Origin of the sequence: Paenarthrobacter sp. NPDC090522, assembly GCF_044769225.1 — a bacterium.
Lineage (GTDB): Bacteria > Actinomycetota > Actinomycetes > Actinomycetales > Micrococcaceae > Arthrobacter.
In genome coordinates, this window is sequence record NZ_JBIVXL010000001.1 from 203,818 (window position 1) to 216,273 (window position 12,456).

At 65.5% G+C, this 12,456-nt stretch carries 12 protein-coding genes; 5 read left to right on the forward strand and 7 right to left on the reverse strand.

The annotated features are described in order from the left end of the window. The first annotated feature begins 18 nt into the window (after positions 1 to 18). From ACIQT2_RS00915 to ACIQT2_RS00935, 5 genes are read left to right on the forward strand one after another with little or no spacing between them, the layout of a single operon-like run. Positions 19 to 894, forward strand: coding sequence for a MurR/RpiR family transcriptional regulator (locus ACIQT2_RS00915; protein WP_402943113.1), 876 nt, complete (start codon positions 19 to 21; stop codon positions 892 to 894). Between the two features lie 46 nt (positions 895 to 940). Continuing rightward, positions 941 to 1,846 carry an NAD(P)-dependent oxidoreductase gene (locus ACIQT2_RS00920; RefSeq protein ID WP_402942693.1) on the forward strand — a complete coding sequence of 302 codons (906 nt, stop codon included), beginning with the start codon at positions 941 to 943 and terminating at the stop codon, positions 1,844 to 1,846. Positions 1,847 to 1,886: 40 nt separating this feature from the next. Further along, complete coding sequence (locus ACIQT2_RS00925) at positions 1,887 to 3,434, forward strand: aldehyde dehydrogenase family protein (protein ID WP_402942695.1); 1,548 nt, start codon at positions 1,887 to 1,889, stop codon at positions 3,432 to 3,434. Between the two features lie 26 nt (positions 3,435 to 3,460). Further along, complete coding sequence (locus tag ACIQT2_RS00930) at positions 3,461 to 4,687, forward strand: amidohydrolase (protein ID WP_402942698.1); 1,227 nt, start codon at positions 3,461 to 3,463, stop codon at positions 4,685 to 4,687. Continuing rightward, the gene (locus ACIQT2_RS00935) at positions 4,684 to 6,060 is read left to right on the forward strand and encodes a DUF3100 domain-containing protein (protein ID WP_402942701.1); all 1,377 of its coding nucleotides are present in this window, start codon (positions 4,684 to 4,686) and stop codon (positions 6,058 to 6,060) included. Before ACIQT2_RS00930 ends, ACIQT2_RS00935 begins: the two co-directional genes overlap by 4 nt. A 15-nt stretch (positions 6,061 to 6,075) precedes the next feature. On the opposite strand, the gene ACIQT2_RS00940 is transcribed toward ACIQT2_RS00935, so the two are convergent. The 7 genes from ACIQT2_RS00940 to ACIQT2_RS00970 all read right to left on the reverse strand — a co-directional run bounded on the left by ACIQT2_RS00940 (position 6,076) and on the right by ACIQT2_RS00970 (position 12,456). Next, positions 6,076 to 6,846 (reverse strand): DeoR/GlpR family DNA-binding transcription regulator, encoded by a 771-nt coding sequence (locus tag ACIQT2_RS00940; protein ID WP_402942704.1) that lies wholly within the window; start codon positions 6,844 to 6,846, stop codon positions 6,076 to 6,078. A gap of 82 nt (positions 6,847 to 6,928) precedes the next feature. Then, on the reverse strand, positions 6,929 to 7,606 hold the full coding sequence (locus ACIQT2_RS00945) for an SDR family NAD(P)-dependent oxidoreductase (protein WP_402942707.1): 678 nt from the start codon (positions 7,604 to 7,606) through the stop codon (positions 6,929 to 6,931). Further along, positions 7,603 to 8,778 (reverse strand): exo-alpha-sialidase, encoded by a 1,176-nt coding sequence (locus ACIQT2_RS00950; protein WP_402943115.1) that lies wholly within the window; start codon positions 8,776 to 8,778, stop codon positions 7,603 to 7,605. Before ACIQT2_RS00950 ends, ACIQT2_RS00945 begins: the two co-directional genes overlap by 4 nt. 60 nt (positions 8,779 to 8,838) lie before the next feature. Next, positions 8,839 to 9,615, reverse strand: a complete 777-nt coding sequence (locus tag ACIQT2_RS00955) for an HpcH/HpaI aldolase/citrate lyase family protein (protein WP_402942710.1) — start codon at positions 9,613 to 9,615, stop codon at positions 8,839 to 8,841. A gap of 47 nt (positions 9,616 to 9,662) precedes the next feature. Further along, complete coding sequence (locus ACIQT2_RS00960; RefSeq protein WP_402942713.1) at positions 9,663 to 10,652, reverse strand: aldo/keto reductase; 990 nt, start codon at positions 10,650 to 10,652, stop codon at positions 9,663 to 9,665. Between the two features lie 33 nt (positions 10,653 to 10,685). Further along, positions 10,686 to 11,516: an ATP-binding cassette domain-containing protein gene (locus ACIQT2_RS00965; RefSeq protein WP_402942716.1), complete on the reverse strand. Its 831-nt coding sequence runs from the start codon at positions 11,514 to 11,516 to the stop codon at positions 10,686 to 10,688. Further along, on the reverse strand, positions 11,509 to 12,456 hold the full coding sequence (locus tag ACIQT2_RS00970; protein ID WP_402942719.1) for an ABC transporter ATP-binding protein: 948 nt from the start codon (positions 12,454 to 12,456) through the stop codon (positions 11,509 to 11,511). Before ACIQT2_RS00970 ends, ACIQT2_RS00965 begins: the two co-directional genes overlap by 8 nt.

The window sequence follows — 12,456 nt, forward strand, 5'->3', positions numbered from 1 at the left end:
AGCGAGCAGCTCGAAACCGTGGCGGGCAACGCGGGCGTAAGCACCTGGGAATCCACGGACTATGCGTGGCTGGGTGACGCCCTTCCCAACATCACGCTTTCAAAGTCACAGGCCCGGGTAGTGGAAGTCATCGCCCGCAACCCGCAGTTGTCCTCTTACGCGGACATCGCCGAAATCGCCCAACGCTCGGACGTGAACAACTCGACGGTGGTCCGCACGGCCCAACGCCTTGGCTACCGCGGCTGGCCGGACCTGCAGCGTGAATTGCGGTCCAGGTACTTGGTGATGATCTCCACCGAAGACACCCTCAATGAACACGGCGAACACCGCAGCCCCCTGCATGACGCCCTTAACCACGACATCGAGAACCTGCGGCTCACCCTTGATTCCAATACCCCGGACGACGTCGAAGCCGCCATCGCTGCCTTGGCAACGGCGAAATCCATCACCGTCATTGGCCTCGGTTCGTTCGCCGGACCGGCCAGCGTCATGGCCCACCTTGGCTCAACCATGGGCTACCCCATCACCTTGGAGAACCGGGCCGGCGTGCACTTCGCCTCGGCAGCCAACAACCTTGGACCCGGCGACGTCCTGGTGGTCATCAACATGTGGCGTTCGGTCAAACAGATCATCCTCACGGCAGAGGCCGCCAAGGAGGCGGGAGCCACCGTCGTCGGCATCAGCGACATGCGCCGCGGCCGCCTCGCCGCAGCAGCCGACCACCTCCTGATCGTCGCTTCGGAAGGCATCTCCTTTTTCCAGTCCGTCACCGCGGCCAACTCCATGGTCTACGGGCTCCTCGCCGGCATGGAAGCGGCACACCCCGAACGAAGCCGTGCCGCCATCCGCCGAACCCAGCAGTTGTGGAAAGACCTGGACGTCTACCTCGACTAGGAACTGCCTCCCCCTCGCTACACCCTCAAGACCCAAGGAGTACTTCATGAACACCAACCGCCGCGTCGCCGTGATCGGCCTCGGCTCAATGGGCGGAGCCATGGCCTCGACCCTGCACACCGCAGGGTGGGACGTCATCGGATTCGACCCCTCCGAAGGTGCCCGCGCCACCGCCGCCGAGGGTGGAATCACCACTACGGCCAGCCTGGAAGACCTGGCCGGGACCCCGTATGCGGTCCTGTCCCTCCCCTCGGCTGCGATCGTGGAGGCCACCGTGCCGACGCTGCTGGCGACGCCCGGCGTGGTGGCCATCGTGGACACCACCACCTCCGAACCCGGCACCAGCAAGGCAATGGCAGAACTGGCCGCATCCAAGGATGCCGCTTTCGTGGACGCCCCCGTGTCCGGCGGTCGGGCCGGCGCAGCCACAGGGACCTTGAGCGCCTTTGTAGGTGGAACGGAAGCTGCCCTCGCCAGTGCCGAACCGGTCCTCCAGGCGCTGACCGGAGGGAACTTTGCCCACATCGGCGGACCCGGCAGCGGCAACGTGGTCAAGCTCCTCAACAATGTCCTCGCCGCGGCCAACCTGGTCTCCGTGGGTGAGGCCTTGGGAGTGGCCAAGGCGTACGGCATCGACCCCGCAGTGGCAGCTGAGAGCATCAGCAACGCTTCGGGCGGCAGCAAGGTCTCGGCAAACATGTACCCCAACTGGGTCCTGAGCGGCACCCATGACTCCGGTTTCTCCCTTGGCCTGATGGCCCGCGACGCGGCCCTGGCCATTGACGTGGCCCGCGAAATCGGCGAACAGCCGGAACTCCTCGCCGCGGCCGCGGGCCAATGGCAGGAGGCCTTGGCGCTCCTCGGTCCGGCAGCGGACTTCACCGAAATCGCCCGGACCGTAGCCCCGGCAGTCACTCCTGCAGGAGCCCCCGCAGCCGGTGACGCCGCCTAGCCAGCCCCCGAACATCCCCCACGCACCAAAAGGAACGATTTTGAGCATCACCACAGTCCCCTCCGCATCTTCCACGGCCACGGCCCGGGCAGTCCTCGACGCCGCCTTCCCCTCCGGCCTCGGTGCCTTCGTCGACGGCGCCGTCGTGACCGGCTCAGGCGCAGACATCACCCTGACGTCCGCCGCAACCGGCGAGCCCTTCGCCAGCTACGCCGACCCCGGAAAGGAAGGTGCCGACGCATTGCTGGCCAGTTCCGTCCGTGGCGCCGCAGCCTGGGGAAAGCTGAACGGATTCGAACGGGCAGCCATCCTCCGCAACGTGGGCCGTGTCGTCGAACAGCACGCCGAAGAGCTCGCCATCCTCGAGTCGGCCACCACCGGCAAGCCCATCCGCGACGCCCGCGCAGAATCCGCCAAAGTCGCAGAAATGTTCGGCTACTACGCGGGTTGGGCGGACAAACTCACCGGCCAGACCATCCCGGTTCCCGGCAACTGGCACACCTACACCGAACGCGTGCCGTGGGGCGTCGTGGTAGCCATCACTCCGTGGAACGCTCCGCTCTTCACGGCCGGATGGAACTCCGCAGCGCCCCTCGCAGCGGGTAACTCCGTGATCATCAAGCCCAGCGAATTCACTCCGGCTTCAACCGTTCGCCTGGCGCAATTGGCCCATCAAGCCGGGCTCCCGGATGGCGTCTTCAACGTGGCAACCGGGTTGGGACAGACGGTGGGACCGGCCCTGACCACGGACCCGCGGGTCGGCAAGGTCAGCTTCATCGGCTCGGTACCCACGGGCCGCCGCGTCGCCGTCGCCGCTGCCGGAGCAGGTATCCCCGCGTTGCTGGAACTGGGTGGCAAGAGCGCCAACATCGTCTTTGCCGACGCGGACCTGGAACGTGCCGCTGACGGTGCCATCTCCGCCATCTTCTCCGGCGCGGGCCAATCGTGCGTCGCCGGTTCTCGGCTCCTGGTGGAACGCACCGTCCACGCCCGCTTCGTCGAGTTGGTGGCCGACCGCGCTGCCCGCCTTCGTGTCGGAGACCCCCTGGACGCCAGTACCGAGGTTGGTCCGATCATCACTCCCCAGCAGTTCGCCACCGTCACCTCGTTGATCGAAGCAGGAATGAACGACGGCGGACGCCGGGTCACCAGCGGAAACCTACCGGATTCCCTGGCTGGCTCTGCCCTGGCAGGCGGCCACTGGGTCATGCCCACGCTGCTGGACGGCGTGACGCCGTCGAACCGGCTCGAAACAACCGAGGTGTTCGGTCCGGTAGTCGGCGCGGACGCCTTCGACACTGAGGAGGAGGCGATCGCGAGGGCCAACAACACCAACTTCGGCCTGGCAGGGGCCGTCTGGACCTCGGACGTTTCCCGGGCGCACCATGTGGCCCGCAAAGTGAAGGCGGGAACCTTCTGGATCAACGCGTACAAGACCATCCACGTAGCCGTTCCCTTCGGTGGTTTCGGCGATTCGGGCCATGGCCGTTCGTCCGGTCCCGGCGTCCTGGACGAATACACGCAGACAAAAGCGATCTGGGTGCCCACGCGGGCCGCGGGCTCCCCGTTCCCGTCCCTGTCGTACTAAGACGGCCGGTTGAGGAAAGGAAGAACATGGAACCGACCGGAACGAAACCGGCGATGGAGGCCCTGCGCAGGACACTGAGGGACGGAGTGGACGCCTGGCGCCCCCAGGTCCAGTCGTTGTCGCAGTACTTGCACGCCAATCCCGAACTTTCCTTCGAAGAAGTCCGGGCCGCCGCATCCATCACTGCTGTACTGGCTGAAGCCGGCTTCGAGGTGGCAACCGGTACAGCCGGTCTTTCCACAGCCTTCACGGCCACTGCCGGCAGCGGCGATCTGACGGTAGCCCTGTGTGTGGAATACGACGCGCTGCCGTCGGTAGGACACGCCTGCGGGCACAACCTCATTGCAGGGGCATCGGTAGCCGCAGCACTCGCCCTCCTCCCCCACGTGGACGAGCTGGGAATCACGTTGAAGGCCATAGGTACACCCGCAGAGGAACACGGCGGCGGTAAAGCCCTGATGCTGGAGCGGGGCGCCTTTGACGGAGTGGGACTGGCACTCATGGTGCACCCCGTACAGGACGGCGTGACTTACAACCCTGCCGGGACCACCGCACAGGCCGTAGGAAGGTATGAGGCGGTCTTCACCGGCAAGGCAGCGCATGCCGCCGCGGCCCCGCACCTTGGCGTCAACGCCGGGGACGCGGCTGTGCTCAGCCTAGTGGCCATCGGGCTGCTTCGCCAACAGATCCCCGGGGATCACCGGATCGCCTGCTACGTGGCTGAGGCCGGCCATGTCACCAACATCATCCCGGACCACGCGGTGGTTCCCTTCGAATGCAGGGCGTTCACCCTGCCGGAATATGAAGCACTCCTGGAACGCGTCAAGCATTGCTTCGAAGGGGCAGCCCTCGCCACCGGGACAACCCTGGAGATCAGCGCCGCGGAACCACTGTACGAACCGTTGATCCAGGACGACGACCTTGCCGCCTACTGGACCGAAGCCATGGACGCCTTTGGCAAGGACACCTCACCGTCCGCCGGAATGGGCGGCGGATCAACCGACATGGGCAACATCTCCCAAGTCATCCCCTCGCTCCACCCGTGGCTCAGCATTCCTGGCGCCAACGTACCCATCCACTCGCACGGTTTCGCTGCCTTGGCCAACACCCCTGAGGCCTACGACGTCATGTTCGAGGCGGCCGTGGCACTTGCCTGGACCGTGGCCGGAGCCGCAACCCATCCCCAACAAAGAGAACGCTTCGCCAACGCGGCCTACCGCGGCGGAGCCCTGATTCAGGAAGCAACATCATGAGCACCCGCATCGAAACTGCGCGGACGGACAAAGCCGGTATGCGGCTGACCCTCCCCATTGCCGCGCTGGCGTTTGTCATCGCCCTTGCTGTTCAATTCATCGGCCAGGCCAAGATCGATCTCGGTATTGGCGCAATCATCATCTTCCCCATGGTGTGGGGCCTGATTTTGGGCCTCCTCGTCTCCATCCAGAAATTCAAGCCCCTTGGCCTTGACCTCCAGCGCGTCGCCTCTGCCCTGGTGGGTGTGGCCGTCCTTCTGCTGGTGGCACGCCTGGCCTTCAATATCGGCCCCAGCCTGCCCAGCCTGATCAAGGCGGGACCGGCACTGTTGCTGCAGGAAGTCGGACACCTCCTGGGGACCATCGTCCTGGCACTCCCCCTTGCCGTGCTGCTCCGCATGGGCAAGGCCACGGTAGGTGCGACCTTTTCCCTGGACCGCGAGCCTTCCTTCGCCATGGTCTCCGAAAAGTACGGTCCCGACTCGGACCAGTACCGCGGGGTTCTGGCGATGTACGTCTTCGGCACTCTGTTCGGCGCCGTGTTCATCACGCTGCTGACCTCGCTGGTCTCCAACTGGAAGATCTTCGATCCGCTGGCCCTTGCCATGGGTGCCGGCGTTGGCTCCGGGTCCATGATGGCGGCTTCGGCGGCCAGCATCGTGGCCGCCTACCCCGGGGACCAGGATGCCATCCTGGGCATGGCCGCCGTCTCGAACCTCATCACTACGGTCCTCGGCGTGTATGTGGGAATCTTCATTGCGCTTCCGCTGGCAGACAAGTTCTACAAGTTCCTGACCCGGAACAAGGACGGGCACAAAGTGGCAGCAGGCGTGGCGGACGCACCCAAGGCGGGACGCGCCGTCGTCAGCGACCACGATGAGGCCCAGGCGGAAGAGAACCGTCGCTTCCGTGAGGAAGTCGCGAAATCCTCGGCACACATGCAGTTGCCACTGTGGCTTTCACTCTCTGTCCTGACCGTCCTGGGTGTCGGAACCGCGGCTGTTGCGGCCAAGGGCCTGAGCCTGTCCATCCTCGCCGGTTACGGCATCATGCTGGCTCTGGTCCTGGTGAGCCTCCTGCTCGCGAAGATCACGCGCAAGATCTCGGCGATCGTGTTCATCACCACCATCGGTGCCTACATTTCCAGCCCCTGGTTCTTCGGTGCCGGCGTGCTGAATGAGGCCGTCAAGACCGTGGACTTCCTGTCCATCGCCACTGTGATGCTGACCTTGGCCGGCCTTTCCCTCGGCAAGGACATCCCGCTGCTGCGCAACATCGGTTGGAAGATCATCCCGGTGGGCCTCGTGGCCATCACGGCGTCATTCCTGCTGTCTGCCGTCATCGCCGAATTCGCCCTGGGGCTCTGGCACTAGCCCGAAGAGAGCACTTTACGCCAAGCCTGCAACCTCAACCTTCACTCCCGCGGTCCGGAACAGCGCCAGCTGTTCCTCCGAGGCGCCGGCATCCGTAACGAGCGTCCACGGCAGCGGCAACCGGACCCAGGAATGGAACGGACGCTTGCCAAGCTTGGACGAATCAGCAAGGACGTAGACGGCTTCGCCGCGGCGCGCCATCAGTTCCTTGAGCCGGGTTTGCTCGTGGTCGGCCTCGCACAAGCCGTCGTCAGCGGTCACGGCATCGGCACCGAGGAACACCCTGTCGAAAGTCATCCGCTCCAGTGCTGCCTCGGCGAGGGGACCCACAAACGTTTGGCTGACTTCGCGGAACCTGCCTCCAAGGCAGTTGACCACCACCCCCGGCGCGTCCTGCAGTTCCTGCAGGGTATTCACGCCGGGGGTGGTGATGGTCAGCGCCTCTGAGCCGCGCAGTGCGTGTGCCAAGGCACCCACCGTGGATCCGCCGTCGAGCAGGACGCTCTCGCCGGTCCGTACCTGGCCGGCGGCCCACGCCGCAATGGCGTGTTTCTGTTCATACGCTTCGCCCGTGCGTTGCCGCAGTGACGGCTCGGGGTGGGCGCCCAAGGGAAGCGCCCCGCCATAGGTGCGGGCCAGTTTGCCCTCTGTGTGCAGCTGCGCAAGATCGCGCCGGATGGTGGACGGCGTGACGTTGAAATGCTTGGAAAGCTCCTCGACGGAAGCAAGCCCAGTGGTAACGGCGAGGTGGTAGATCTCCTCGCGCCTGGTCCGGGCGGTGGTCATGGTGGGCTCTCCTTTGGCCTGTGCATGGCTGCTTGTCACATCGTAGGGGCACGGCGTCCCGTTCGCCGGGAAGGGACCGGTCCTACAGCGATGCGCCTCCGCAGATGACGTAGTTCTGCCCCGTGATGGATTTGCCGTGCGGCCCCAACAGGAACGCCGCAAGTGCCGCGACGTCCTCCGGGTCCACCAAGGAACCAAGCGCGGGCATGATGGGCGGCGTGGCGGACCTGCCGGGATCGGCCAGCATCGGGGTGTCGGTGGGTCCGGGAGAGAGCACGTTGACGGTGATCCCCCGCGGAGCCAGTTCCTGCGCCCACGATCTTCCCAAACCCATCAGGGCGGCCTTCGTCGCGGCGTACTGGCTCTTGCCCGGTGCGCCGGTGGAGGTCCGGCTGCCCACCAACAGGACCCGGCCGCCGTCGGGCATCTCCGGCACCACCGCGTTGGCGAGGACCTCGGCAGCAGCGACGTGGACCGTGAACATGCCGGCCAGGGCCGCGGCGTCCAGCTCGCCGAGGCGCGCGGTCCGCTGGAACCCGGCGGCATGGACCAGGGCATCGAAGGGTCCATGCGGGCTGACGGCCGCAACGAGCGATTCAGGCTGCGCCAGGTCGGTCTGCACCCAGCTGAAACCTTCCCCGAGCGCTGACTCGCCACGGCTCAGCCCCGTCACCCGCCAGCCATCCGCCAGCAGCTTGGCTGCGATCGCCTTGCCGATGCCGGAGCTCGTCCCGGTGACCAACGCGTGTTGTTGCGTCATTCCTGTCCACCCGGGGTGGACGTGCCCTGGTAGGCCCACTCCGGGCCAACCCGGACAAACTTGATGGCCTGGCGGAAATACGTGTACGCGATGTTAACCGCGCCATCCGGTCCCTGGTGGATGGAAGGATAGGAGTACTCCCGGTTCAGGCCGTCGCGGGAGTTGTTGGACAAGCAATAGCCGTCTCCGACGTCCAGGTTCCGCCGGATTGGCCAGCTGCGTCCGCCGTCCTCGGAGATCGCGAGGGTCATGGGCGATCGCGGAGTTCCCCAGAAGGCCTTCCGCTCGTCGCCTGCCTCCGTGGTGGGTTCCACGGGAGCCAGCTGTCCCTGTTCCTCGGCCAGTCCGTCGTCGTCGATTTCGTCGTAGAGGGAGAGCCGGCGTTCGGTGCCCTCTTCGGCGCGGCTGTGGTTGTAGACCAGCGCCAGGCGACCATCCGCCAAGGCCGTGAACTGGATGGAGGAGTTGTTGTTGGGCAGCTCCGTGGGGACGGGCTCGCTCCACGTGCTGCCATCGTCGGTGGAACGGGACTCATGGATGGCGTCGGCCCAGCGGCTCCTGAAGAGCGCCAGCAGGCTGCCGTCCTGGAGAACCTGGATGTTCATGTGCACGCAGCCGAGGCTTCCGGGCAGCACCTGTTCGGACCACGTGGTTCCGGCGTCGTCGGAGATCATCACGGCGCTGTCGTCGCTGTTGCCCACCCATTTCTCGCCGGGTGTGGTGATGCAGCGGAAAATCGGGATGATGAGGCGCCCGGACGGCAAGGCCACCGGCAGTTGCCGGACGAAGACACCGCCCGTTTGATTGGCGGCAAAGAGGGTTTCCACTGCGCCCCAGGTGCGGCCACTGTCCGTTGACGTACGACGCCGGACCTCGGCTGTGTCCTGGTTGCCCGCCTTTTGGGCGGTGTACAGGAGCCACAGCTCACCGTTGGGAGCGTTGAAGAGGATGGGGTTCTGCTCCGAACGGCTGGAGTCGTTCGAGAGCTGCTCCGGCGCTGACCACTGCCGGCCGCCGGGGTCCAGGGTGGCGAACCAGATGGAAATGTCCGGGACACCTTCCTGGGTACCTCCGAACCAGACGCAGGCGAGGCGTCCGTCTGGCAGTGTCAGCAGGTTGGCGGCGTGGCTCTGGACCGTGGGCGCGGGCAGGTAGGCAAACTCCGCATCCATGGCCTCCTTCACGAGTCCGTCCGGGGTGATGGTGCTGTAATCGGTGGTGGTCTGCACGGTTCAGTCCTTGGCTTTTGCGGCGTCGAGGTGGGACTTGGCGATCTGTTCCAGGTGCGTCAAATCGGAGGCCACCGTGGTGAAGGTGTATCCCTGCTTGAGGCGCTCCGCCGCCACGGTTCCGGCAGGCGTGTGGATGCCCGCCGCGATGCCTGCGGAAGCTGCAGCGTCCGCAATGGTCTCCAGGGCCGCGTTGAATTCCGCTTCCACGGCGGGGTCGCCCGGGAAGGCGCCACCCACGGCGATGGCCAGGTCCGATGGGCCAACGTAGATGCCGTCGAGGCCGGGGGTGGCGCAGATTTCCTTGACGTTCGCCAGCCCGTCCGGGGTTTCGATCATCGCGAAGACAAGCGTGGCGGCGTTGGCATCGGCAGGGACCGGACCAATACGCAAGGCCGAGCGCATGGGGCCGTAGGAACGGCCGCCCATCGGCGGATATTTGGCTGCAGCCACGGCCGCGGCAGCATCGGCCCCGGTGTTGACCAGCGGAACAATGACGCCGACGGCTCCGGCGTCCAGGGCTTTGCCGATCGCCGTCAGGTTGTTGTCTTCCACCCGGACCATTCCGACGGCGGTGTGCCCGGCGTCGATGGCCATGAGCCCGTTCAGGACGCCCGAGTATCCGAGCAGGCCATGCTGGGCGTCCAGCGCAACGTAGTCGTAGCCGAGCCGGCCGATGCGTTCCGTGGCCACCGGGGCGTCCAGGACTGCCCAGTATCCAACGGCCTGTTCGCGGGACCGGATCTTCCGGGCGAATTCGAGGGCCAGTTCCGAAGTCATGTTCTCTACCTTTGGTTCGTCGTGGGTTGCGTGGTCAGGAGTGTGTGTCAGCGGTTGTAGGCCGGCATGGGTCCGCGGAGCCCGGCCCCCACCGTGTCGCATGCGGCCACCGTGTCGGCGTCGAGCGGCCCCTTGGCCACTGCGGCGATGTTGGATACCAGCTGCTCCACTTTGGAACCGCCCAGCAACATTGAACCGACGCCGTCCCGGTAGGCAAGCCACCGCAGGGAAAGCTCCGGAAGTCCAATGCCGGCGTCGGAGGCAATCCCTGCGAGCGCTGCCACGGCGTCGAACAGTTGCTTGTCCCAGTAGCGCTGGGTGTACATGGCCGCGAGCTTGGAGTCACCGAAGCGGCCCTCTGAAGGTTTCGAGTCGAAGCTGTGCCGACCGGTCAGCAGGCCGCCGCCCAGGGGGTTGTACACCATGGTGTGCACGTCATGCGTGGCCGCGAATTCGAGGTACTCCTCTTCCAGGCGGCGGGCCACCAGGTTGTACAGCTGTTGGGCAACGACGGGCCGCGGGGCGCCGACTTCCCGGGCAACATGGATCACGTCCACGATCTGCCAGGCCGCGAAGTTTGAGACGCCCAGGGCACCGATCTTGCCCTCGGCAACCAGTTCGGCCACGGTCCCCAAGGTTTCCTGGAGCGTCGCCGCGCGGTCCGGCTGGTGGAGGTAGAACAGGTCGATGCTGTCCACGCCGAGCCGGCGCAGGCTGCCTTCGACGCTGGTGCGCAGGCCTTTGGCGGACAAGGGAGAAGCGTCACCGTGGTCTGCGTGCGGCATGCCGGCCTTGGACGCGAGGAGCACTTGTTCCCTGCGGTCCTTGAGGAGCCGGGAGAGCATCTCCTCGGTGGCGCCTCCCACGTAGGCGTTCGCGGTGTCGATGGTGGTGATCCCGGCGGCGAGCGCTTCATCCACCATGCGCCCTGCGGTGGCTTCGTCCGCTGTGTCGCCGAAGGTCATGGTTCCCAGGACAAGCTTGGAAATCGGCAGGCCCAAGCCTTCGATGCTTGTCCCTGTGTGCTGGTTGCTCATGTGCTGTGGTTCCTCGGGTTTGGATGGTTGGTTTCAGGCGCTGGCTTTGAGGGCCAGGGAGGACACGATGTGGCGGGGCTTGAGTCCGTGCATGCCGGACGGGTCCAGGGCGGCGCGGCGCAACCGCCGTGTGTAGTCTTCCGCAGGACTGGTCAGCACTGATGCGGTGGGGCCGGCTTCCACCAGTTGGCCACGCCGCATCACCATGACGGTATCGCTGATCTCCTGCACCACGCCCAGGTTGTGGGAGATGAAGACGTAGGTGATGCCGGTTTCTTCCTGGATGGATTTCAGCAGCCTGAGCACTTGGGCCTGTACGGAGACATCGAGCGCGCTGGTGGCTTCGTCGCAGACCAGGAGTTCCGGCTTGGAGGCCAGGGCTCGGGCGATTCCGATGCGCTGCCGCTGGCCGCCGGAGAATTCTGCCGGGTGTTTCTGCAGCGATGCGGCGGGCAGGCCCACTTGGTCGATGAGTGTGGCTGCTGCCTTGTGGCGTTCGGCTTTGGACCTGATGCCCTGGAGTTTCAGCGGTTCCGCCACGATCTCCTGGGCGGTCAGGTGCGGGTCCAGGGAGCCGTAGGGATCCTGGAAGACCATTTGGAACTTCGAGCGGAGGGGGCGCAGTTTCGACTCGCTCAGGGAGGCGAGGTCTGTGCCGTCCAGGTTGATCCTGCCGCTGGTGGGGGTTACCAGCCGCATGAGCGCCTTGGCGATGGTGGATTTGCCGCAACCGGACTCCCCCACCACGGCGATGGTCTTGCCCTTGTCCACGGAGAACGAAACATCGTCCACGGCCCGGAACGTTCCGCCGGGCACGTGGTAGTCCACCACGAGGTTTTCTACGGTGAGGAACGGTTCAGTCATGGCGGACTCCTGTCCGGGTGAGCGTGGTGGGTGGAGGCTCGACGGCGGCACCTGGCGTGGGTGCCTCCGTGCGGGCCGTCCGGGGTTGGGTTTCATCCGGGGTTTCATCCGGGGTTTCGTCCCACGCGCCGAGTACCGGAACAGCGGCCAGCAGGCTGCGGGTGTACTCCGTGGCCGGGCTGTCAACGATTTGCTGGACTTCCCCGGACTCCACAAAGGTCCCGTTCTTCATGACGTGGATCCGGTCGGAGATGAGGCGGGCCACTCCAAGGTCGTGGGTGATCATGAGGATGCCGATGCCCCGCTGCTCCTGCAGTTCCAGGAGCAGGTCCAGGATGCCTGCCTGGACCGTCACGTCCAGGGCTGAGGTTGGTTCGTCGGCAACCAGGAGTTGCGGTTCGCTGGCCAGGGCGATGGCGATCAGCACGCGCTGCAGCATGCCACCGGAGAGTTGGTGCGGGTACTTTTTCAGTTGCTGTTCGGGCAACGGGATGTGGACCTGCTGCAGCAAGCGGATGGCACGGGCCCGGACAGCATCCTTGTCCTTGGCCGATGCGGCACCGGCGATGCGGATGGCTTCGAAGAGTTGGCTGCCAATCGAGTGGACCGGACTCAAGGCAGTCATGGGGTCTTGTGGAATGAGGGCAAGCGTCTTTCCCCGGACCTTGTTGATGGCTTTCGGGTTGGCCACCACGTCCACGTCTTCGATCTTTACCGTTCCGGAGAGTACGGCGAGGTCAGGGGGCAGCAACTGGAGGATGCCCATCGCCGTCGTTGATTTGCCGGAACCGGACTCGCCAATGATGGTGACGGTCTCGCCCCTGTGGATGCTGAAGCTGACATCGTCCACGGCGCGGATGATCCCGGCTTCGGTGATCAATTCAACCTGGAAGTTCCGGACATCCAGCAGGGCGGGTTCGGTGCGGGTTTGCGTGTTCAT